21 protein-coding genes and 1 tRNA gene are annotated in these 21,872 nt (G+C 64.7%); 9 read left to right on the forward strand and 13 right to left on the reverse strand.

The window, feature by feature from the left end:
- Positions 1 to 89: 89 nt before the first annotated feature.
- The 3 genes from FJ978_RS11810 to FJ978_RS11820 all read right to left on the reverse strand — a co-directional run bounded on the left by FJ978_RS11810 (position 90) and on the right by FJ978_RS11820 (position 2,497).
- Positions 90 to 761, reverse strand: coding sequence for an LON peptidase substrate-binding domain-containing protein (locus FJ978_RS11810; protein WP_013892167.1), 672 nt, complete (start codon positions 759 to 761; stop codon positions 90 to 92).
- Positions 762 to 889: 128 nt separating this feature from the next.
- On the reverse strand, positions 890 to 1,915 hold the full coding sequence (gene trxA / locus FJ978_RS11815) for a thioredoxin (RefSeq protein ID WP_140572251.1): 1,026 nt from the start codon (positions 1,913 to 1,915) through the stop codon (positions 890 to 892).
- An 84-nt stretch (positions 1,916 to 1,999) separates the two neighbouring features.
- Entirely contained in the window at positions 2,000 to 2,497 is a 498-nt protein-coding gene (locus tag FJ978_RS11820; RefSeq protein ID WP_140572252.1) for a prolyl-tRNA synthetase associated domain-containing protein, read from the reverse strand.
- Between the two features lie 213 nt (positions 2,498 to 2,710).
- Here FJ978_RS11820 and FJ978_RS11825 point away from each other — a divergent pair.
- Positions 2,711 to 2,785 (forward strand) — tRNA-Gly (locus tag FJ978_RS11825).
- 156 nt (positions 2,786 to 2,941) lie between these two features.
- Here the strand turns inward: FJ978_RS11825 and FJ978_RS11830 are convergent.
- On the reverse strand, positions 2,942 to 3,763 hold the full coding sequence (locus FJ978_RS11830; protein WP_140572253.1) for a hypothetical protein: 822 nt from the start codon (positions 3,761 to 3,763) through the stop codon (positions 2,942 to 2,944).
- A 98-nt stretch (positions 3,764 to 3,861) separates the two neighbouring features.
- Here FJ978_RS11830 and FJ978_RS11835 point away from each other — a divergent pair, with 98 nt between their 5' ends.
- Positions 3,862 to 5,106, forward strand: coding sequence for a Xaa-Pro peptidase family protein (locus FJ978_RS11835; RefSeq protein WP_140572254.1), 1,245 nt, complete (start codon positions 3,862 to 3,864; stop codon positions 5,104 to 5,106).
- A gap of 89 nt (positions 5,107 to 5,195) precedes the next feature.
- Here FJ978_RS11835 and FJ978_RS11840 read toward each other — a convergent pair whose 3' ends face one another.
- The 5 genes from FJ978_RS11840 to FJ978_RS11865 all read right to left on the reverse strand — a co-directional run bounded on the left by FJ978_RS11840 (position 5,196) and on the right by FJ978_RS11865 (position 11,098).
- Positions 5,196 to 6,632, reverse strand: a complete 1,437-nt coding sequence (locus FJ978_RS11840) for an amidase (RefSeq protein ID WP_140572255.1) — start codon at positions 6,630 to 6,632, stop codon at positions 5,196 to 5,198.
- A 110-nt stretch (positions 6,633 to 6,742) separates the two neighbouring features.
- The gene (locus tag FJ978_RS11845) at positions 6,743 to 7,831 is read right to left on the reverse strand and encodes a Gfo/Idh/MocA family oxidoreductase (protein WP_140572256.1); all 1,089 of its coding nucleotides are present in this window, start codon (positions 7,829 to 7,831) and stop codon (positions 6,743 to 6,745) included.
- A 354-nt stretch (positions 7,832 to 8,185) separates the two neighbouring features.
- Positions 8,186 to 9,349 (reverse strand): ABC transporter substrate-binding protein, encoded by a 1,164-nt coding sequence (locus FJ978_RS11855; RefSeq protein ID WP_140572257.1) that lies wholly within the window; start codon positions 9,347 to 9,349, stop codon positions 8,186 to 8,188.
- A 64-nt stretch (positions 9,350 to 9,413) separates the two neighbouring features.
- On the reverse strand, positions 9,414 to 10,268 hold the full coding sequence (locus FJ978_RS11860; RefSeq protein WP_140572258.1) for an ABC transporter permease: 855 nt from the start codon (positions 10,266 to 10,268) through the stop codon (positions 9,414 to 9,416).
- Positions 10,265 to 11,098, reverse strand: coding sequence for an ABC transporter ATP-binding protein (locus tag FJ978_RS11865; RefSeq protein ID WP_140572259.1), 834 nt, complete (start codon positions 11,096 to 11,098; stop codon positions 10,265 to 10,267). Before FJ978_RS11865 ends, FJ978_RS11860 begins: the two co-directional genes overlap by 4 nt.
- A 312-nt stretch (positions 11,099 to 11,410) precedes the next feature.
- On the opposite strand from FJ978_RS11865, the gene FJ978_RS11870 reads away from it, so the two are divergent.
- Together FJ978_RS11870 and FJ978_RS11875 are read left to right on the forward strand one after the other, a co-directional pair.
- Positions 11,411 to 12,355: a MurR/RpiR family transcriptional regulator gene (locus FJ978_RS11870; RefSeq protein WP_140572260.1), complete on the forward strand. Its 945-nt coding sequence runs from the start codon at positions 11,411 to 11,413 to the stop codon at positions 12,353 to 12,355.
- A 199-nt stretch (positions 12,356 to 12,554) separates the two neighbouring features.
- Entirely contained in the window at positions 12,555 to 14,342 is a 1,788-nt protein-coding gene (locus FJ978_RS11875) for an NAD(P)/FAD-dependent oxidoreductase (protein WP_140572261.1), read from the forward strand.
- Between the two features lie 208 nt (positions 14,343 to 14,550).
- On the opposite strand, the gene FJ978_RS11880 is transcribed toward FJ978_RS11875, so the two are convergent.
- Positions 14,551 to 15,783, reverse strand: a complete 1,233-nt coding sequence (locus FJ978_RS11880; protein ID WP_140572262.1) for an amidohydrolase/deacetylase family metallohydrolase — start codon at positions 15,781 to 15,783, stop codon at positions 14,551 to 14,553.
- A 30-nt stretch (positions 15,784 to 15,813) separates the two neighbouring features.
- Positions 15,814 to 16,179 carry a RidA family protein gene (locus tag FJ978_RS11885; protein ID WP_140572263.1) on the reverse strand — a complete coding sequence of 122 codons (366 nt, stop codon included), beginning with the start codon at positions 16,177 to 16,179 and terminating at the stop codon, positions 15,814 to 15,816.
- A 216-nt stretch (positions 16,180 to 16,395) separates the two neighbouring features.
- On the opposite strand from FJ978_RS11885, the gene FJ978_RS11890 reads away from it, so the two are divergent.
- Positions 16,396 to 16,881, forward strand: a complete 486-nt coding sequence (locus FJ978_RS11890; RefSeq protein ID WP_140572264.1) for a hypothetical protein — start codon at positions 16,396 to 16,398, stop codon at positions 16,879 to 16,881.
- Between the two features lie 88 nt (positions 16,882 to 16,969).
- Here FJ978_RS11890 and FJ978_RS11895 read toward each other — a convergent pair whose 3' ends face one another.
- Complete coding sequence (locus tag FJ978_RS11895) at positions 16,970 to 17,605, reverse strand: isoprenylcysteine carboxylmethyltransferase family protein (protein WP_140572265.1); 636 nt, start codon at positions 17,603 to 17,605, stop codon at positions 16,970 to 16,972.
- 278 nt (positions 17,606 to 17,883) lie between these two features.
- Here FJ978_RS11895 and FJ978_RS11900 point away from each other — a divergent pair, with 278 nt between their 5' ends.
- The 4 genes from FJ978_RS11900 to FJ978_RS11915 all read left to right on the forward strand — a co-directional run bounded on the left by FJ978_RS11900 (position 17,884) and on the right by FJ978_RS11915 (position 21,226).
- Entirely contained in the window at positions 17,884 to 18,141 is a 258-nt protein-coding gene (locus FJ978_RS11900) for a hypothetical protein (RefSeq protein ID WP_013892151.1), read from the forward strand.
- A 28-nt stretch (positions 18,142 to 18,169) separates the two neighbouring features.
- Positions 18,170 to 18,964 (forward strand): hypothetical protein, encoded by a 795-nt coding sequence (locus tag FJ978_RS11905; RefSeq protein ID WP_140572266.1) that lies wholly within the window; start codon positions 18,170 to 18,172, stop codon positions 18,962 to 18,964.
- A gap of 211 nt (positions 18,965 to 19,175) precedes the next feature.
- Positions 19,176 to 19,859 carry a winged helix-turn-helix domain-containing protein gene (locus FJ978_RS11910; protein WP_140572267.1) on the forward strand — a complete coding sequence of 228 codons (684 nt, stop codon included), beginning with the start codon at positions 19,176 to 19,178 and terminating at the stop codon, positions 19,857 to 19,859.
- On the forward strand, positions 19,856 to 21,226 hold the full coding sequence (locus tag FJ978_RS11915; protein WP_140572268.1) for an ATP-binding protein: 1,371 nt from the start codon (positions 19,856 to 19,858) through the stop codon (positions 21,224 to 21,226). Before FJ978_RS11910 ends, FJ978_RS11915 begins: the two co-directional genes overlap by 4 nt.
- Positions 21,227 to 21,443: 217 nt before the next feature.
- On the opposite strand, the gene FJ978_RS11920 is transcribed toward FJ978_RS11915, so the two are convergent.
- Entirely contained in the window at positions 21,444 to 21,872 is a 429-nt protein-coding gene (locus tag FJ978_RS11920; RefSeq protein ID WP_140572269.1) for an Lrp/AsnC family transcriptional regulator, read from the reverse strand.

Here is a 21,872-nt window from a genome sequence, read left to right on the forward strand (position 1 = left end):
AACCGGAGCGGAGCGTACTTTCGTACGTGAGCACCGGAAGCGCAGCAAGCCGCCATTTGCGGCCGGCATCACCCGGACATCGACCCATCTTACTGCAAGCTCGAGCCAAAATCTTCATTCTCGCGCGCCAGCGCCATCTCCGTGATGGCGATCAGCGTTTCGGCGCGCGTCTTCAGGTCCGCCGCTTCGAGCAGCGCCTGCTTTTCGGCCGGCCCGTAGGGCGCCATCATCGAAAGCGCGTTGACCAGCATGGCGTTCTCGGCGCGGCTGACGCTTTCCCAGTCGGCCTCCAGGTCGTTGGCCTGCAGATAGGCGCGAAATGCTCTCAGGAGCGCGGGCCGGTCGATCTCGTCCGCCGCCTGGTCCTCATCAAGGTCGGCGAGGAAAGGCGCCGGCTTGGCCTGGCGAAACGGCGTCTTGACCGTCAGTTCGTGGGTGATGCGGAACCGGCACACGCCCTGCAGCGAAATCAGGTAGCGACCGTCGCCGGTTTCGGAAAAGGCGATGATGCGCCCGGCGCAGCCGACATTGCAGAGCTCCGGCTCGCCATCGTCGCGCAGCGCGCCGTCGAGGCGAGGCTGGATGACGCCGATGAGCCGCGAACCGGCAACCGCCTCGTCCACCATCTGCAGATAGCGCGGCTCGAAGATGTTGAGCGGCATGCGGCCGCCTGGCAGCAGAAGCGCCCCCTCGAGCGGAAAGATCGGGATCGCTGACGGCAAATCCTTGGCGAGCCGGTAATGCGCGTTTCCCGCTTGCACCTCGTTCCTCCGATCGCTTCCATAAGAAAGCGCGTCAACTCTGCCAAGTTCCAGCCTGCCAGTTCCAGCCTATCTGGCGCTTTGGCCTGATCTCGCAAGCCTGTGCGACAAAACAACCGATAACCGGCTCAGGAAAACAGCAGCGACGACAATTTGCGCCGCGCCGCCAGCGTCGCCTCGTCGGTCATGCCCCAGGCCTCGAAGAACTGCAGCAATTGCGTCTTGGCGCCGTCTTCGTTCCACGCGCGGTCGGACTTGATGATGGCGAGCAGATTGTCCGCCGCCGCCGTGCGCTCGCCCCTCGCGTTCTGGATCATGGCCAGATCGAAACGCGCCTGATGGTCGTTGGGATTGTCGGCCAGGCGGCGCTCGAACTCGGCCGGATTGCCAAGCGAAGCAGCTTGCGCCGCCAGCGCGATCTTGGCGCGCACGGCGGCAAGCGCCGGCGCATCCTTCTTGGCCTCCGGTGCCGTCGCCAGCAACGCTTCGGCGCCGTCCGTGTCGCCGGCCTCGAACAGCAACTCGCCCAGCCCGGCGATCGCCTCGATCGTATCCGGCGCCTGCCCCAGCACGGCGTCATAGATGTCGGCGGCGGTCTGCATGTCGCCGGCGTCACGCGCCTCGGTCGCCGCCGCCAGCGCCTCGGCCACGGCCGGCGCGCCATTGCCCTTGCCGCCGACCTTGGTGATGAATTCGGCGATCTGGCTCTCGGGGATGGCGCCCATGAAGCCGTCGACCGGCTGGCCATCCTTGAAGGCGATGACCGCCGGAATGGACTGGATGCCGAGCTGGCCGGCGATCGAGGGATGATCGTCGATGTTCATCTTGACCAGCTTGACCTTGCCGCCGGCGGCCCTGACCGCTTTTTCCAGCTGCGGGGTGAGCTGCTTGCAAGGCCCGCACCACGGCGCCCAGAAATCGACCAGCACCGGCTGGCGGCGCGATTCCTGGATGACGTCGGCGGCGAAGGCGGCGGTCGTGGTGTCCTTGATGACATCTCCAGCAGCAGCGGGACCGGCAGCAACAGGTCCGGCAGGCGCTTCGCCAAGCGCGACTTTCGCGCGCGCCGGCTCGGTTCCGCCATACTGGACCGAGGTCGAATACTGGCCGCCATTGCTGCCGAATGACCCGCCAAACGGATTGTTGTCGCTCATCTCGTCACCCTTTCGGTTGCGCCGCCGGCCCGCGGGTCGGCGCAAAGTCTTCATTGGAAGTCGGTTTCGCCATCCATGTGGCGATCACGCCGAGACTTTCAAGATAGCAGCATCATGCCCGGTTGCCTCGACGAATCTGATCAGGTCGGCCGCCGCGATCGATGTCGTCGCTTCATTGGTCAGCGGATGCGCGTTGATGACGGCATGCTCCATCAAATCCTTGTCGAGCACCAGCTTGACCCGGTTTTGCCTGTCGTTGATGACGCCAAACACGGTAACCGCGCCCGGCGCGACGCCGAGAAGCTCCATCAGCATCTCCGGTTTGCCGAACGAAACCCGGCCGGCGGCGCCGATCAGCTGGTGGATCTGCTTGAGATCGACGACGGCGTCCTCGCCGACGGTGACCAGGAAGAAATTGTCCTTCTTGTCCTTCAGGAACAGGTTTTTGGTGTGCCCGCCGGCGATTTCGCCGCGCAGCGCCTGCGAATCGGCGACCGTGTAGAGCGGCAGGTGGCGTATCGTTGAAACAGCGATCCCGAGTTCGGCCAGGAATGCAAAAAGTTCGGCTTCGGTTTTCGGCATCGATCTTCTTCTTCGTCCGTTTGCTTGCCTTGCCGTTTACGGCCAATAAGGCGACAGACACAAGACCATCGCGCAAGGCGACGGTGAAATCCGCCCGGCACGGGCGGTTTGCCGGCATCACCCCGGAGCTTGTAAAAAGGCTCGCGATTCCCTGTTGCAATCGCCGCGCTCTTCAGCCATATAGGCCCGGCTTGCGGCCAAGACGCCGTGTGAGCGGGTGTAGCTCAGGGGTAGAGCACAACCTTGCCAAGGTTGGGGTCGAGCGTTCGAATCGCTTCACCCGCTCCAATTTCCTTCAGGGGAATCAAGCATCTACGAAAAGGCCGGGCTGTTGTCCGGCCTTTTCGTTTATCGGGGCGGGAACCGGAAAGCCCGGAAAAGCGGAGCCTTTGGGCGGACCAAAGCCAGGGTGACCAGCAGCGGCCGGCATTTGCACGGATCAGCTCAGAATGTCACGCGAGCCACGATCTTCGCCGGCTTTGCCTGGGGAATTGCGGGCGCGATCGTCTCCGGAACCTGGAAAGCCCTCAAATTCCGTGCCTTGCTGGTCGATCCTGGTATGGCTGCCTCCGCGGCGGCGATGTCCTTCGCGCTGACCTGCAGGGACTTGCAAGCGCCTTTCTCATCCCAAAGGTTCCTGGCGACGACGCTTCCGACGGCAGCCGTTATGGCACTTGGCGCCACGTCGTTGGGGGCCACTTGTCGAGCCTTGATCAGCGCCTTGATCGCTTCGCCGAGAATTGCGGCGGAATCGTCGAATTCTATGCCGCGAACCTGGTCGAACCGGTTCTCGCTGCTGCCGTCCACTATGCAATGGTGGGCGATAAAGACCCAATCATGAATCATATAGGCCGGCGCGTAGCCCCAAGGCGACAGCCCCTTGAAGACCTGCGCGATTTTCGGGATCGAACCGCCATCCGTGTACATCAGACCCGGCTGGATCGTGCTCCCCGGAGCAGACGGATCTGATCGATGGAAGATCAATGGGTCTCGTGGATCGGGCACGAACAGGAAATTTCCGTCGCCCGAACTGTTGCCCTCACCGACCCACATGACGAAAAGGCTTCCCGACAGCTGGCCCGTGGTGAGTTTCTGATAGTCGATTGAACCGCACCCCGCCGCCATGGCGACGAGCAGTCCCAACAGGCCCATGGCTGTCCTTTTCAGGGCACCGGCTTTGTCGATCCTCATGAAATCTCCCCCCTGCGCAAGTTTTGACATGGAATGCCATTGTTGTCTCGGTCGAGCCTTCCGCGAGGCCGCCACGCGGCTGCTCCGCTCAGGGATGATGAAGTTCGAGCAAACGGCTTGATTGTCCGCACCCGCAATGCTCCGTTGCCGCTTCAAGCATGCGGAGAAAGACTATGACCGGCTTTGTCGACCGCCAGCGCGCCGCGCATTTGATGCAACGGGCCGGCATCGCGGCGCTGGTGCTCTCAGCGCCCGAGGCGTTCCACTATGCGACCGGCGCCTGGATCGGCCCGGCGGGCCTGTTCCGGCGCGCCGGAGGCGGCTTCGTCGTCATCCCGGCCCGGCAGGACCTGCCGATCGGCGTCGTGGTCGCCGACTTCAACGCGGCGCAGCTGCGGACCGCCGCGCCCGAGGCGGTCGTGCGCTCGCACCCGATCTGGATCGAATCCGCACCGGTCGAGACAGTATCTCACGGCCTTCCCCTGGCCGGGCGCATCGAGGCGGGCCTCGCCTCGCTCGGCCGCGCGCCGGATTTCTCCCGTCCCGCCACGTTCGACCTCTCCGGTTCGGTGCGCCAATTGCAGTCCCTGCTCGCCGAATTCGGGCTGGCGCGCGCGACGCTGGGCGTCGACCTCGACTTTATCCCCGCCGCCGATTTCGCCGCCATCCAGGCCCTGCTGCCGGATTGCCCGATGGTCGACGGCTCGCCGGTGCTGGACAGGCTGCGGGCCATCAAATCGCAGCGCGAGGTCGATCTCCTGCAGCAAGGCATTTTTCTCTCGGAAGCCGGGCTGGAGCGGCTGCAGGTGGATGCGATGGCCGGCATGCGCCAGGCCGATCTCGTCGCGCTCTACCGGCAAGGCGTCGCCGACGCGGCGGCCGGGCTGTCCCATACGGTGGCGACGGCGGAATATGTGACGCTGGGCGCCCGGGCCAAGGGCGCCGACGCCAAAGCCACGGCCGGCGATCCCTTGAAGTGCGACATGGTCTGCACGGCCGGGTTCTATGCCTCGGACATGTCGCGCAATTTCACCTTCGGGCCGCCTTCCGCCGACCAGGCGGAACTGCACGCCATCGCCGAGCGCGCCTTCGAGGATGGGCTGGCCGCGCTAATGCCGGGAAACACGCTTGCCCATGTGCACCGGGTGACCACAGAAAGCCTGGCACGGCAAGGGCTGCGCTCCTACCGCCGCGGCCATTTCGGTCACAGCGTCGGTCAATCGGTCTTCTCCGAACAATGGCCGTTCATTGCCGTCGACAGCGATGTCGAGATCGAGGCCGGCATGGTGCTGGCCTTCGAGATCCCGCTCTACATAGACGGCCTCGCCAGCTTCAATCTCGAGGACCAGTTCCTGATCACGCCGGATGGACCCCGGCCGATGAACCGGCTGCCGAGGCGGTTGGAGGGGATTGGGTAGAGGAGCACCGTTGGCACTCTACGGCGCCCCCCTCTGCCCTGCCGGACAGAGGGGGCGCCACAGAACTCGACGGTGATCGCCTGGCGCCCCTAACCACTCACCGGCGGCCGCCTCTCCCTCCACGGCATCGCCTGCTCCAACTGCGCCGACGCGGCCAGCACCGTCGCCTCGTCGCCATAGCGGCCGACCAGTTGCACACCGATCGGCACGCCGCCTTTCGACCAGCCGAGCGGCAGCGAGATCGCCGGCTGGCCGGAAATGTTGAAGGGGAAGGCAAACACCGCATCCGTCCATTTGGCGTTGTAGCGGTCGATGTCGGTCTCCGACATGTCGTAATAGCCGAACGGCCGTGGCAGCTGCGTCAGCGTCGGCGTGATGAAAAGATCGTAGGCGCTGAGATCGCCAACAATGTCGCGGCCGACCTGCCTGAGCTGCTCGACATCGGTGATGTGCCTGATGCCGCTGGTCGCACGGCCGCGCTCGATGATCGCCCAGGTCACCGGCTCGACGTCATCTGGCGTTACCGGCCGGCCGATCACCGTTTCATGGTAAGCGAAGGTCGCCGCCGTCTGCACGCAGGTCATGTTGGTGTAGGTCGCCCAGACGGCATTGGCGTCGAGCGGCATGTCGTGCTCCTCGACGTCGTGACCCAGCCCTTCAAGCGTCGCGACGGTCGCCAGCACCGCCGCCTTCACCTCCGGGTCGATCGCCGTGCCGTTGGGCGGCGCCACGGAAAAGCCGATGCGCAGCTTCTTTGGGGCCCGCGCCGACAGGTTGAGCCAGGAGCCGGCCGGGACCGGCGGCGTATAGGGGTCGCCCGGCAGCGCGCCGGACACCGCATCGAGATAGGCCGCGGTGTCGCGCACGCTGCGCGAGCAGCACAGGAAATAGGCGCCGCCATACCAGTAGTCGCCGAATGGCGCGAGGCTGACGCGGCCGCGCGACGGTTTCAAGCCGACGATGCCGCAGCAGGAGGCCGGAACGCGGATCGAACCGGCGCCGTCGCTGGCCTCGGCGATCGGCACCATACGCGCGGCGATGGCCGCCGCCGCGCCACCGCTCGAGCCGCCGGGTGTGATGCCCTCCTTCCACGGGTTCTTCGTCGTACCGTAGAGTTTTGGTTCCGTGGTGATCGACCAGCCATTTTCGGGCGCGTTCGACTTGCCGATCAGCACCAGCCCCGCCGCCTTCATGCGGCGCACGACCTCGGTGTCGAAGTCGGCGACGATGTCTTTCAGGTAGAAGCAGGAATTGGTGTTCGGCGCGCCAGCCCAGGACGAGGCGAGTTCCTTGAGCAGGAACGGTACGCCGGCGAAAGGCGCCGATCTGTCGACCGTTTGCGCCTGCGCGCGGGCCATATCGTAGAGGCGGTGGATCACCGCGTTGAGCGCCGGGTTGAGCCGCTCGACCAGCGTGATCGCCGCCTCGACCAGCTCCGCCGGCGAGACCTGGCCGCCGCGCACCAGTCCCGCCAGATCGAGCGCATCGGACTCGGCATAGGTTTTCAGCAGACTGTCGGTGACCATCTCTCTCTCCCTTGCATGTTCCCGCATCGCCGAGGGCGAGCCCAGCCGTCGCGGTTGGATCATGCTGTGGTGGGGCTGGTTCCTCCTCCAGCGCCAGCCACCGGTTTGCGTCAGGCCAGCTCGACGGTGCGCCCCAGCGCGATGCTCTGTTCGGCGGCAAGCACGATGCGCAGGCTGTTGACCGCCGCATCCATCTGCTCGGTCAAATCGAGATCCTCGCGGATGGCGCGCAGGAAGAATGCCTGCTCGCGATCGCACAGTTCCTGATGCCCGGGCTCGTCCTCCATGCTGACGATCTCGTCCGGTTTGGAGAAGTTCTTGTCGCCGTCGACGGAGGCATAGTGGATCTTCAACGCATCGGTCTTGGTGTGGCGGTCGATGTCGGCCGAATTCGACACTTCGGCGTCCTTGTCATTGCTCGCGGCCTGGCCGGCGACGATCGACACCGCGCCCTTGGGCCCGACCACGTCCTTCACGAAATAGGCCGTCTCGCTCATCATCGGGCCCCAGCCGGCCTCGTACCAGCCGACCGAGCCGTCATCGAAGGTGACGTGCAGATGGCCGTAATTCTGCTTGTCGGCCTCCGCCCACAATTTGGCGCCGATGCCATGCACCCGCACCGGCTTGGCGCCGGTCAACTGGCACATGACGTCGACGTAGTGCACGCCGCAATCGACGATCGGGATCAGCGAATCGATCAGGTTCTTGTGCCAGTGCCAGGCGGTGCCGCTGCTCTGCTGGTTGAGGTTGAGGCGCATGACCAGCGGCTTGCCCAGCGTCTTGCCGACCTCGATGAACTTGATCCACGAGGGATGGACGCGCAGGATATAGCCGAGCACCAGCTTGCGGTTCTTCGCCCGTGCGGCGGCCACGACCTTTTCGGCGTCCTCGATGTTGGTGGCGAGCGGCTTTTCCATGAACACATGGCAATCGGCCGCGATCGCCTTCAGCGCATATTCGGCGTGCGTGTTTGGCCAGCTGTTGATCGACACGGCGTCCGGCCTGGTTTCCTTCAGCGCCAGATCGAAATCCTCATAGAGCGGATAGCCGGCTAATTCGGCCGGTATCTTCGTGTTGCTCTTGATCGACCGGCTCATGATGCCGACGATCTGAAACCCGTCCGACCGGTGATAGGCGCTGGCATGCGACGCACCCATATTGCCGAGACCCACCACCAGCACTTTTACCTTGTCGGCCATTTCAGCCCTCCTGAATTCTTCATTGAATGTGCGCGGCGATCGGCAGCCGCTCGTATGTCTATCCGGGACAATCACCTCAGGTCAGCGCCGCCGCCCTTGGCCCGCTTGGCTCCTTTCCTCTCCCCCGTCGATCGGGGGAGAGGTGTCGAGCGAAGCTCGACGGAGTGGGGGTCGACCTTCGCGCCCACCTGAGGTTACTTGCTCGCCAGATCGTGCCTATCTTGCGACGACTGCGCGTTTGGCGAACGCCTTCCCCCACTCCGTCGCCGCTGCGCGGCGCCACCTCTCCCCCCTCCGGAGGGAGAGGAAAGGAGCCAAGCGGGCCAAGGGCGGCGCTCACCTCGGCGCTGACCCTCACTTCACCGCCGAATCGAACAGATGCGCCTTGATCTTCTCGACATCGAGCGCGGCAAAACCTTCCGACAGCTTGACGCCGTCGGCATCGGCCTTGACCTTGGCCTTGTCGAAGTCGTTGGCCGCGGGAATAAGATCGTTGGTGCAGACGTCCTCGGCCTTCACCGGATTGGTGATCTGGCCGATCTTGTGGATCTCGTCGAAGAAGCCCTGCCAGCTCGCCATGTCGTGCGAACCCCAGCCGCCGCGCTTGTCCATGTCGCCACGGAAGACGTTGATCTGCTGCAGGATCGAGGTGGTGCCGAGCTCCGGCCCGAGATTCTTGGCCAGTGTCGGGAATTGCTCGAACACCGCTTCGACGGCCGCGCGTGGATTTTGATAGCCAAACTCCAGGCCCATCGCCCAGCCGCGAAGGTATTTCTCCAGGAATGCCTTCTTGTCGGGATCCTCGAGGTCGGCGGCGCGCACCACGAACGTGTTGGCCGGCAGCTTGGAGTTCTTCACGCCGAGCCAGTATTCGAAGTCGAGGCCCTTGGCGATCCATTCGGCGCGCAGCCCTTCCCATGACAAGGCAGCGTCACCCTGGCCGCCGGCAAGCGCCGTGCCCCAGGTCGGCCAGCCGGCCTCGACATATTTGACCTTCTTGATGTCGACGCCTTGCGCGGCGAGCAGCGGATCGGTGATCGACTGCCAGGCGGCGGAGCCGAGCAAGATGGTCTTGCCTTCGAGCTTCTTCAGGTCGTTCGACCCCTCGCCCTTGCGGAAGGCGATGCTGAACGTGTCGCGCGCGCCCATGTGGAACACCGACTTCAGCTTCATGCCGTTCTGGATGGCGAAGGAGAACACGCCGGGCGACGGGAAGCCCATGTCGGCCTGGCCGACATCGACGAACTTCACGGTCGCGGTGCCGTCCGACGGCCCCGGCTGCATGTCGGTCTCCAGCCCGTCGAAATAGCCGGCCTTCTTGGCCGCCCAGTAGGGATAGTCGTCGAGCACTTCGAGCGTGCCGCGCGGCGATATCCAGGTGAATTTTCCATAGGCCTCGGCCTTCGCCTTGAAGCCAGTGGCGCCGAGCGCCGTCGCGGTCACCAGGCCGGCGCCGGTCACCTGCAGGAAAGTGCGGCGGCTCATTCCCGCCTGGCGGATGAAATTGTCTCTGGTCATGGCATTCCCCTTTTTGTTTGACGTCAGTCTGCCACCCGCCTCCCGGGCGTCTTGCTTCAGATCTTCATGCCTCCCAGCTCGCCCACTTCTTGCCGATCAGGAAGAACAGCACGTAGATCAGAATGCCGAGCGTCGACAGGATCAGCACCACGGCGAAGAACTGCGGCATCTGGATCATCGACGAATAGGTGGTCAGCCGGTTGCCGAGGCCGAAGCCGCCGCCCACCATCTCGGCGCCGACGGCGGTGAGCAGGCCGAAGATGGCGCCGATCATCAGGCCGACCAGGATCATCGGCAGCGCCATTGGCGCGCGGATCTTCCAGAATATCTGCAAGGTGCTGGCGCCATAGGAACGCGCCAGCGCGATCTTGGCGCTGTCGACGCGGCGAAAGCCGGTGGCGGCGTTGATCATCACCATCGGCCCGGCGGCCAGCGCCACCGCGATGATGCGCGGCGTGTAGCCGAAGCCGAAGCGCAGGATGAGCAGCGGCACCAGCGCCAGCATCGGCGTGGTGACCAGCAGCAGAATGTAAGGCGCGACGATTTTTTCCGCGAACGGGAACTGGGTGATGACGGCGGCCAGCACCAGGCCGACGACGGCGCCGATGGCAAAGCCGGACACCAGCTCGACCAGCGTGTAGCCGAGATGCGGCGCGATCAGCGGGAACTCGTCGAACAGCGCAGAGGCGATCGAGCTTGGCGGCGGCATAATGTAGAGCGGCACATGGAACAGCCGCAGCGCCAGTTCGATGCCGCCGATGATGACGACGGCGACGGCGACGATGGCCGCCACTTCCTTGCCCGACTTGATGCCGGGACCGCTGGCGAAGGCCGACAAATTAGTCAGGCTGACATCGTGGCCGTCACCCGACTTGGCGCCCGACTTGGACTTGGAGAATTCCGGAATGGCGTCGCTCACGGCCTGATCCTCACGATCTCGGCGCTGGTGCGCTCCTGTTCCGGCGGCTTCGGCCTGGCGCGCTCGCCGACGATGTCCATCTTGATCCGGTTGGTGAGGTCGAAGACCTCCTTGGTCGCCATGATCTCCAGTGAGCGTGGCCGCGCGAACGGCACCCGGTATTCCCTGGCGACACGTCCCGGCCGCGCGCTCAGCACCACCACCCGGTCCGAGAGAAAAATCGCTTCCTCGATGCTGTGGGTGATGAAGACGATGGTGGTCTTGGTGTCGAGCCAGATCTCCTCGACCAGCCGGTTCATCTCCTCGCGGGTAAAGCTATCGAGCGCGCCGAACGGCTCGTCCATCAAAAGCACCGAGGGCTTCAGCGCCAGCGCCCGCACGATCGCGGCGCGCTGCTGCATGCCGCCCGAAAGCTCGCGCGGGAACTTGCCGCCGAAGCCGTCGAGCCCGACCCGGTTGAGCAGATGCGCGATCCAGGCGCGATCCGGCTTCTCGCCCTTGATCTCGAAGGGAAAGCGGATGTTGGCGTCGAGATTGCGCCAGGGCAGGAGGTTCGCTTCCTGGAAGACGATGCCGATATCGGGATGCGGCCCGGTGATCGCTTTGCCATCGAGCCGGATTTCGCCGCTGGTCAGGCCATGCAGGCCCGACATCGACCACAAAAGCGTGGTCTTGCCGCAGCCGGACGGGCCGACGATCGAGACGATTTCATTGGCGCGGACATCGAGGCTGCAGCGGTCCAGCGCCAGCAGGTCGCCGGACGCCGTGTGATAGATCTTGGTCGCTGCCTGCACGCCAAGCTTCGGCGTTGTTATCTCGCCCGCGTTCATCCGCCCCTCGGAGACTGCGTGATGATCCCAATGGTCATCGGACTGCCGAAAATCAGTCTGTAACTATCCTACTTTGCTGTCAAGCGCCGGCGGTGGTAACCGTATCATCAAAATTCCACCCCGATGCTAATACATTGTTTTTGCGACATTTTCTATATCTTGAATTCCGTGTTGCTTTCCTACATACTTGTCGAGAGGAGCGCGAACATGCCCTGCGGCACGCAACGGTTGCACCGTGGCCGGGCGCATGGAACGACAGCGTGCAAACATGATAAGAGGTCAGATCCAAAGGGGCGGAGGAAGACCCACTTCATGACCGAAGCTGCGAGCCACGAAGAGCCTGTTCCAGATCACGACCATGATGGGCGCGAGCCTGTCAGGCGCATTCCCGACATCATCTCGCTGGTCAAGGATTCCTACAGCGAGTTGCGCCGGGCCGAGCGCCGCGTCGCCGATGTCGTGCTCGACGATGTCAAATACGCGGTCGACGCTTCCAACGCCGCCCTTGCCCAGCGCGCCGGGGTCAGCGAACCGACGGTGACGCGGTTCTGCCGTGCCATCGGCTGCGAGGGCGTGCGCGATTTCAAGCTCAAGCTGGCGCAGAGCCTGGTCGTCGGCGCGCTCTATCTGGCCAAGTCGCCGGCGCCGGGCAGCGGCAACGGCATGCCGTTCTGGAATGCCGTGTTCGGCGAGGCGCGCCGGGCGCTGCAGGAGGCCGAGCGGCAGCTCGATCCGGTTGAGCTGGAGAAGGCCGCCGAGCTGATCGCCAAGGCGCGCCAGGTCACGGTGTTCGGGCTGGGCGGCAGCTCTTCGGCGCTGGCGCAGGAAACCCAGTACCGGCTGTTTCGCTATGGCATCACGGTCAATGCCCAGTGCGACCCCTATTTGATGCGCATGACCGCCTCGACCTTAAAGCCCGGCGACCTGGTGATCGCGATCTCGGCGACCGGGCGCACGCGCGAGGTGATCGAGGCCGTCGAACTCGCCAAGCATTACCGCGCCAACGCCATCGGCGTGACCGCGCCCGACACCGAACTCGCGCGCGCCTGCGACGTCAGGCTGGCCGCGGCGGTTCCGGAATATCCCGACACGCTGAAGCCGACGGCCTCGCGCTATGCCTTCCTGGCCATGATCGACCTTTTGGCCGTGGCCTCGGCCTACAAGCTCGACGCCTCGGCCCGCGAGACGGTCCGCCGCATCAAATACAACGCCCAGATCCACCGCACCGGCAAGGAGATGGAGCCGCTGGGAGATTAGGTGCGACTTTCCCTTCTCCCCTTGTGGGAGAAGGTGGATCGGCGCGCAGCGCCGAGACGGTTGAGGGGTGCGTGACGGAGCGCCGTCGGCGCCAAGCTGGAGCACCCCTCATCCGACCTCGCTTCGCGAGGCCACCTTCTCCCACAGGGGGAGAAGGTAAGGCCAAGTTGCGCCAATGGGAAACCAAAGAGGAAAAGACATGCTCGAAATAGCACCGACGAAACAGGCAGCCGCATGGCTCGAATCCCTGGCACGCGCGCTCGCGGCCGGTGACGTTGCCGCGGCGAGCAACCTGTTCGTCGACGACTGCTACTGGCGCGATCTGCTGACCTTCACCTGGAACGTCACCACCATGGAAGGCCGCGAAGCGATCGCCGACATGCTCAAGTCAACACTGGCGACGACCAGGCCGACGGCATGGCAGCTCACCGGCGAAGCGACCACGGACGAAGGCACGATCGAGGCCTGGTTCACGTTCGAGACCGCGGTGGCCTGGGGACAGGGCATCATGCGCCTGCGCGACGGCCGTTGCCGGACCTTGTTCACGGCGATGACCGACCTCAAGGGATTCGAGGAGCGCAAGGGCGCGGAACGGCCGCTCGGCGTGCGCCACAAGGCCGACCCCGAACGCGAGACCTGGTCGGAGGCGCGGGCGCGCGAGACGCGCGAGCTCGGCGCTTCCGAGCAGCCCTATTGCCTGGTCATCGGCGGCGGCCAGGGCGGCATCATGCTCGGCGCGCGGCTGAGGCAGCTCGGCGTACCCTCGATCGTCATCGAGAAGAATGCCAGGCCGGGCGATTCCTGGCGCAACCGCTACCGCACCCTCGTGCTGCACGACCCGGTCTGGTACGACCATCTGCCCTATATTCCGTTCCCGGAAAACTGGCCTGTCTTCACGCCCAAGGACAAGATGGGCGACTGGCTGGAAATGTACACGCGCGTCATGGAGCTCAACTACTGGGTCGCCACCAAATGCCTCGGCGCTTCCTATGACGAGGCGCAAAAGGTCTGGACCGTGGTGGTCGACCGTGTCGGCCGGCAGATCACGCTGAAGCCGAAGCACATCGTCTTCGCCACCGGCGCCTATGGCCCGCCCCGAAAGATCGACCTCGCCGGTGCCGACCGGTTCAAGGGCGAATTGCTGCATTCCAGCCAGTACGCCAGCGGCGAGAAATTCCGCGGCAAAAAGGTTGCGGTCATCGGTGCGGCGAGCTCGGGGCATGATGTCTGCGTCGATCTTTGGGAAACCGGTGCAGACGTCACCATGATCCAGCGCTCGCCGACCACCGTGGTCAAATCGGACACGCTGATGGAAGTCGGCTTCGAGATCTTCTCGGAAACCGCGCTGGCGCGCGGCATCACCACCGAGAAGGCCGACATGATCGTCGCCTCGACGCCGTTCGCGCTGGTGCCCAAGGGCCAGCGCGCGCTCTATGAGGTGATCAAGGCGCGCGACGCCGCCTTCTACGACCGCCTGCGCGCCGCCGGCTTCGCCATCGATTTCGGCGACGACGAGACCGGCCTGCTGATGAAGGCCTATCGCACCGGCTCCGGCTACTACATCGATGTCGGCGCTTCGGACCTGATCATCGACGGCAAGATCGGCATCCGCAGCGGCGTCGCCATCAAGTCGCTGACGCCGAATGGCATCCTGTTCGAGGACGGAAGCGAACTCGAGGCCGACGCCATCGTCGCCTGCACCGGCTACCAGTCGATGAACGAGAATGTCGCCGCGCTCGTCTCGCGCGAGGTCGCCGACAAGGTCGGCCCGTGCTGGGGCCTCGGCTCGGGCGTCAAGGGCGACCCCGGCCCCTGGCAAGGCGAGCTGCGCAACATGTGGAAGCCGACGGCGCAGGAAGCGCTCTGGTTCCACGGCGGCAATCTGGCGCTGTCGCGCTTCTATTCGAAATACGTGGCGCTGCAGATCAAGGCCCGGATGGAGGGCATCGCGACGCCGGTTTACGGGAAACCGAGCAACGCCGCGTAAGATCGACCCCCACTCCGTCGAGCTTCGCTCGACACCTCTCCCCCGATCGACGGGGGAGAGGAAAGGCGCGCGTTAGCCAGCCTTGGCACCTTCCTCTCCCTCCGGAGGGGGGAGAGGTGGCTCGGCGAAGCCGAGACGGAGTGGGGGAAGCCGCTCGCCAAACGCGCCGCCGCCGCAAGACAGGCACAGCCCTGCCGAGATCGGCTAATCAATCGTGCCGATGCCCGAAATGCCGGGCCGCCACCTCGACATGCGTATGCGCGGCATGCGCCTCGAAACGCTCCGTCTCATCATGGTCGGGCGTCTCGTTCGGCCACCATGTGCCGCCGATGACGATGCCTTCCGACACCAGCCGCTGGTCGGCGACCAATGAGGCGCCGACCGCGTCGACGAAGGTGCAGCGGCCCGGCCGCTGCCGGAGCACGGCGACGTCGCCGACCGTGCCCACAACCAGCGTGCCGAGGTCCGGTCTTGCGATCGCCCGCGCCGGCCCTTGCGTCGCCGCGCGCAGGACCTCGACCAGCGGCATGCCGAGCGCCATCAGCTTCGACATGCAGACCAGAATGTCGAAGGCCGGCCCGTCGACGCAGTAGAGATGCACGTCGCTCGAGATCACATCCGGCGCCAGTCCTTCGGCGAGCATTGCCCGGGCGACGTCGAAATCGAACGAGCCCATGCCGTGGCCGAGATCGAAGATGACGCCGCGCTCGCGCGCCAGCCGCATGTCGGGCCGCACCGCGCCGGAGGCGAAGACCGGCGCGTTGGGAAACGGCCGGAAGCAATGGGTGAGGATATCGCCCCGGCGCAGGCGCGGCAGCACTTCGGAGCGACCGGGCGGCGGCTCGTCAATATGCGCCATCAGAGGCAGGCCGGCTCTGTCGGCGGCTTCCAGCGCGAGATCGACAGGCGCGATACCGCTGGTGCCGCCGGCATGCTTGCCGGAGCGGACTTTGACGCCGACCACGACATCGGCGTGCTCGCGCGCGGCGGCAACCACCTCGCGCGGCTCGCAGAGCCTGAGATCGCCGCATTCGCCGACCGACACCGTCTGCGAGAAGCCGAAGATGCCGGCAAAGGAAATATTGACATAGGCCAGGATGCGCACCTTCGAGCGCTCCATGACATGGCGGCGGAAGCCGAGGAAATTGCCGGCGCCGGCACTGCCCGCGTCGATGAAAGTGGTGGTGCCGCTCTTGGCCGCCAGCCGGTCGGCATCGACGCCGAGCGAGGTGCCGCCCCAATAGACGTGGCTGTGCAGGTCGACCAGGCCGGGTGCCACGATGCAGCCCGTCGCGTCGACCATCCGCGTGGCCCGATCAGCCGGAATGTCGGCATCGACCGCGGCGACGCGGCCACTGGCGATGGCGACATCGCGCGGCGCGTCGAGGCCAGCCGCTGGATCGATCAGCCGTCCGCCCTTCAGCAGGAGGTCGAATTGCATTGAAGTAGCCTCCGCTTCGTTAGGCTTCGCTCAAAGAGGTCTGTAGGCGACGGCCTCGACTTCGATCTTGATGTCGATCATCAGCCGCGACTCGACCGTGGTGCGGGCCGGCGGGTTCTTCGGGAAGTGCCTGCCATAGACGGCGTTGAAGGCGCCGAAGTCGCGCGCGTCCTCGAGCCAGACCGTGGTCTTCACCACATCGTCCATGGTGCAGCCGGCCAATGCCAGCGCGGCCTTGACGTTGGCAAGCACCTGCTCGGTCTGTTCCGTAATGCCGCCCTTGACCACGATGCCGTCGCTGCCGACCGGAACCTGGCCCGAGACATAGACGAAGTCGCCGGCCCGCACGGCGGGCGACAGCGGCACATGCGACGTTCCAAAAGTCTGCTTGGGCAAGGGTGACCTCCTGTAATGACGCGACACCGCGACCTGGCGCGACCGCCTTTGGCCGAGATTTACCCCGATCGGGACGATCCGGATAGAGGCCTTGTTGGAAAGCAACATTCTTCGAAATCCACGTTGCTTTATTACACGAGCGCTTGCATCGTGCGCGCGCCGGGCGGCTCACGAAACCGCTGCGGACTCGTGCCTTCCCGACTGGAGAAACCGACAATGACCTTCGACAAGAACCCGTTTCCGCCAGGCGATGCCGACCGCCACGCGCTGTGGGAGATGCTGGTGCGGCGCGACATCGACGCCTTCATCGGCCAGGACTGGCCGATGGTCGAACATGATTTCGTCGCCGAAAGCTTCTTCGGCATGCATGCGCATTTCCTGCCCAACGCCGACGCCTGGCGGCTGCAATTCCCCAGGCTGGAAATCTATCGCGACGAGTGGCTGCGCCAAGCTAGGGAAACGGCGGCGACGGAATTCTCCGAACCGCTGCGCGAGGCACTGTTTCGCGTCACCAATCTGCGCGACATCGATGTCGACGGCGACCGCGCGGTGCTGCACAAGAAGTTCGACGGCACCGTCTCCAAGGCGGATGGCAGCGTCGACCGGCTGAAATGGCAGACGCTGTATTTCTGCAGGAAGGTCGACGGCAGCTGGAAGATCGCGGGCTTCGTCGGCTACATGCCCTATCCGCTGGGCGGCTGAAGCAATTCCAGGAAAAGTGTGAAACGGTTTTCCGTCCGGAATTGCGTCCGCTCTGAAGCCGCCCTGGAGACAGGCCGCGGCACCGTGATCAGTAGAGCGTTATGAAAGCCGGGAACAGCAGGCCGGTGTGCCTGAAATACTCGATCAGCTCGATGGCCGGGAAGATGGCGAGGAAATAGAGCCCGTCGAAGAATGTGCGCTTGAGCGCCCGGGGCGAGAACTGCAACTGATCGTCGTCGCGGTAGAGCAGCGGATTTGGCCAGAACCGGGGAGTGGCCTTGATATAGGCGGCATAGGCCGGGCCGAACTTGCCCAGGAGGTATTCGGCCTCCTTGCGCGCCGTGACGCGGAAGATGAGGAAGCTGACCACGCCAAGCGCGACGGCCGCCACCAGCGAGCCGTAGAGCAATCCGATGCCGATCGCGCCGATCGTCGAGAAGAAATAGAGTGGGTTCTGGCTCATCGAGAACGGTCCGGTCGAAACCAGTTCCTCGTTCTTCTTGCCGCCGACATAGAGGATGCTCCAGAGCCGGCCGGCGACGCAGGCGAGCACCAGGCAGAAGCCGAGGAATTCGAGCGTTTCGTGGCCGTTCGAGCCTTCGCTCAGCACCGGCTTGGTGAGGAACAGAAGCAGCACCGCCAGTACCGCCGCCACCCGCACGAAGATCAGCCGCTTGCGCTGGACGAAGGCCTGCGTGACCGGCTTGAGGGAAGCGTAGCTCATTCGTCTTTTCCTGGGGCGTTCATTGCGATCAGGCATTGGGGCACGCCATTGATGGCGGATACAAGGCCGTGGCCTTCTATCAGCGCAACACGAGAGGTTCGTAAAGGCTTTTTGCCAGCCACTGACCATTCTTACGAATTTGTATGCCACCGGACAGGCTGGAGTGAAGTCGCTTCCCTATTGTCGAGATGCCGGACCGCCATTTAGGGGCTGGCTTCGATTACCGCAGCCGGACCGCCTTCATCAGATAGGCCGGTATCAGCAAAGGGAATGGTTTCATGAGAAGATTTGCACCTGCCGTTGCAGTGGGCATCCTCGCCGTCTCGGCCTCGATTTCCACCGTTTATGCGGCCACCGCGCCTTGCGAGGAGACGCTGAAGGCCCTTCGGGCCGCTGAAGCGGCAGCCAAGCTCAGCGCCACCGACAAGGCCAAGGTCTCGGAGCTGGAGGCCAAGGGCATCGAACGCTGCAACGCGGATGACGACAAGCGCGCCGACGATTTCTTCGCCCAGGCCATGAAGGTCATGGGCAAGTAACCCGCCACAGCCATCGAGGATTTCGGCCATGCTCGCGCCTCACACCCATCCCGCCGCACCCGCCCACAACAGGGTTCCGGACGTCACCCTCGATTTCTGGCTGATCAAGCTGATGGCGGTGACCATGGGCGAAACGGCTGCCGACTATCTCGCCGTCAATCTCGGGCTCGGGCTGACCGTCACCTCGCTGATCATGACCGGCGTCCTGATCGTTGCCCTTGTCCTGCAGTTCGCGCAGAAGCGCTACGTGCCCTGGGCCTACTGGCTGGCGGTGGTTCTGATCAGCGTCGTCGGCACGCTGATCACCGATAACCTCGTCGACAATTTCGGCGTGCGCCTGCAGACCACGACGATCGCTTTCTCGGTCACGCTCATTGCGACTTTCGCCGTCTGGTACGCCAGCGAAAGAACACTGTCGATCCACACCATCTTCACCACCCGCCGCGAGATCTTCTATTGGCTGGCGATCCTGTTCACCTTCTCGCTCGGCACCGCCGCCGGCGATCTTGTCGCCGAGAGCTTCGAGATGGGCTATCTGACGTCGGGTCTCATGTTCGGCGGCGTCATCGCGCTGATCGCGCTTGCCTATTATCTCATCCATCTCGACGCCATCCTGGCCTTCTGGCTCGCCTACATCCTGACGCGGCCGCTCGGCGCCTCCTTCGGCGATTTTCTGTCGCAGCCCGCCGAATATGGCGGCCTCGGCTTCGGCACCACCTTCACCAGCCTGATCTTCCTTGGCTGCATCATTGCCCTCGTTCTCTACATGACCCTGAAGAAGACCGATGACGAGGCCGACGAAATCCTGCTCGAGTCGGATTAGGCACAGGGCGGATGCGCCAGCGTTGACAATCGTTGAAACCGCTCACCACTTCGTCATCCACGGGCGGAGCAAGGAGCGCAGCGACGCGGCGCAGACCAGAGGATGACGAAGGGAAGGAAGGCGCTACCAGCCAAAGCCGTCCTGCCATCCTAGGAACGGAACCGGGCCGGTGATAGCTTGTCGCCAATATCGGCAATCAACCGGAACAATGATGCGACTTCTGCTTGTCGAGGACGACCACAGGACGGCCGACTACATCGTCAGGGGGCTGACCGAGGCCGGGCATGTCTGCGACCTGCTGCGCAACGGCCATGACGCGCTGTTCGCGGCGACCAGCGGCACCTACGACGTGATCGTGGCCGACCGGATGATCCCCGGTCTCGACGGCTTGTCCCTGGTCAAGGCGATCCGCGCGGCGGGGGTACGCACGCCGGCGATCTTCCTCACCTCGATCGGCGGCATCGACGACCGCGTCGAGGGGCTGGAAGCCGGCGGCGACGACTATCTGGTCAAACCCTTCGCCTTTTCCGAGCTGCTCGCCCGCATCAACGCGCTCGGACGCCGCCCGGCGGCGCAGGAGCAGAAGACGGTTCTGCGGGTCGCCGACCTCGAGATGGACCTGATCATGCGGCGCGTCGTCAGGCGGGGCCAGCCGATCGACCTGCAGCCGCGCGAGTTCAGCCTGCTGGAAGTGCTGATGCGCGGCGAGGGCCGCGTCATCACCCGCACCATGCTTCTGGAGCGCGTCTGGGATTTTCATTTCGACCCCAGGACCAGCGTCGTCGAGACCCATATCAGCCGGCTGCGCGCCAAGATCGACAAGCCGTTCGAGACCCAGCTCATCCACACCGTCCGCAACACCGGCTACAGCCTGCACGCATCGCCTTCGCCATGACCGCGACGTGGGTCCGCCTGCTGCGCAGCACGCCGTTCCGGCTCGCGCTGACATTCGCCTTCCTGTTCATGCTGGCCTTCGTGCTGTCGGGCGCCATCGTCTACCAGATGATGAGCGCCGATCTCGCCGAGCAGCTCGACGACACCATCCGGGAGACCTATTCGGTCATCGCCGCGACCTATGCCGACAAGGATCTCAAGGAGCTGGTGGAGACCGTCGAAAGCCACTCCGCGCGCAGCCTGAAGAAAGAACAGCTGTTTTCGTTGACCGACGTGGACGGCAATCGACTGGCGGGCAACTTCACCGCGGCGGGACTTCCCGACGGGTTCTCGGCCTTCGACGCCGTATTGCCCGGCGTACCGCCGGACACCGAATATCGCGCCTTTTCCGGCGCGGTTGGCGGCAACACCCTGACGGTTGCCTTCAGCCTTTCCGAGACGGAGGAACTGGAGACGATCATGCTGATGAGCTTCGGCTGGGCCACCCTGATTATCACCGGCCTGGCGGTGGCCGGCGGCGCCCTGCTCGCCTCGCGCGTCCAGCGCCGTCTCGATGGCATTGCCGCCACCATGGTCGATGTTTCGCATGGCCGGCTGGACACCCGCATTCCGCTGACCGGCAAGGGCGACGACATCGATCTCGTCTCCATCCAGGTCAATGCCGCGCTCGACCGGCTGTCGGGCCTGGTCGAAGGTATGAAGCAGGTCAGCGCCAACATCGCGCACGATTTGAAGACGCCGCTCAACCGGCTGCAGATGATCCTGGAGAGCGCCGCCGACAAAGCCGGGCCGGACCAGGACGTTTCCGGCGATCTGGCGGATGCGCGCGCCGAGGGCCATCAGATCAACGAAACCTTCGATGCGCTGCTGCGCATCGCGCAGATCGAGGCCGGCGCGCGCAAGGCGCGCTTCACCGATGTCGATCTCGGCGAGATCCTGGAAACCATCGCCGAGATCTATGCCGACGTCGCCGACGATGACGGCAAGTCGCTGTCATTGGTGCAGCCGCGGGAGGCGACGGACCGCATCCATGGCGATCGCGAGCTGCTGACGCAGATGTTCGCCAACCTGGTCGAAAACGCGCTGCGCCATTGCCCGCCGGGCACGACGATCAAGCTGTCGGTCGCGCGCCGCGGCGGACATGTCGTCGGCAGCGTCGCCGACAATGGACCGGGCATCCCGGCCGAGGAGCGTGAAAAAGTGTTCCAGCGGCTCTACCGGCTGGACCACAGCCGCTCGACGCCAGGCAGCGGCCTTGGCCTCAGCCTCGTCAGGGCCATCGCCGACCTGCATGGCGCATCGATTGCATTGGAGGATTGCGAGCCTGGGCTGGCGGTGGCGGTGAGCTTTCCTTTGGTGACAGACTAACTTCTGGCGAAGGCCGGAGATACAGCCAATCTCCCCCCTTGCGGGGGAGATGCCTGGCAAGGCAGAGGGGGGTGCTGTCCCGCCAACCTGTCGATGTCTGGCGACCAATCGGTAGGCTCACGCCTACAACAAACCGGGCGAGGCCGGCGTTCCTTCACACCCCCCTCTGGCCTGCCGGCCATCTCCCCCGCAAGGGGGGAGATCGGCTGTATCGCCCTCACCGCTCTATCCTTGTCGACAGGATGATCGACGACGAGGTCCGCTCGACACCCTCCATGGCGCCGATCTGGTCGAGCAGGGCGTCGAGGTCGCGGATCGACGGCGCGTCGACGATGACGATCATGTCGAAATTGCCGCTCACCGAATGCAGCGTCCTGACCGGCGGCAATGCCTGCAGGGCGCGCACCACCTTGTCGGCGAGCTTCGGCGTCACGGTGAGCAGCACATGCGCCTTGACCAGCCCCTGCTCGTAATCGGCGGAGAGCTTGACGCCGTAGCCGGCGATGATGCCGCGCTGCTCCAGCCGCTCGATCCGGCTCTGCACCGTGGTGCGCGACACGCCGAGCTGCCGCGCCAGTTCGGCTGTCGACGCACGTGCGTTGGCGCGCAGCAGGGAAAGCAGGGCCTGTTCGGCTTCACTGAGCAT

It is taken from the genome of Mesorhizobium sp. B1-1-7, assembly GCF_006442705.1.
GTDB classification, from domain to species: domain Bacteria; phylum Pseudomonadota; class Alphaproteobacteria; order Rhizobiales; family Rhizobiaceae; genus Mesorhizobium; species Mesorhizobium opportunistum.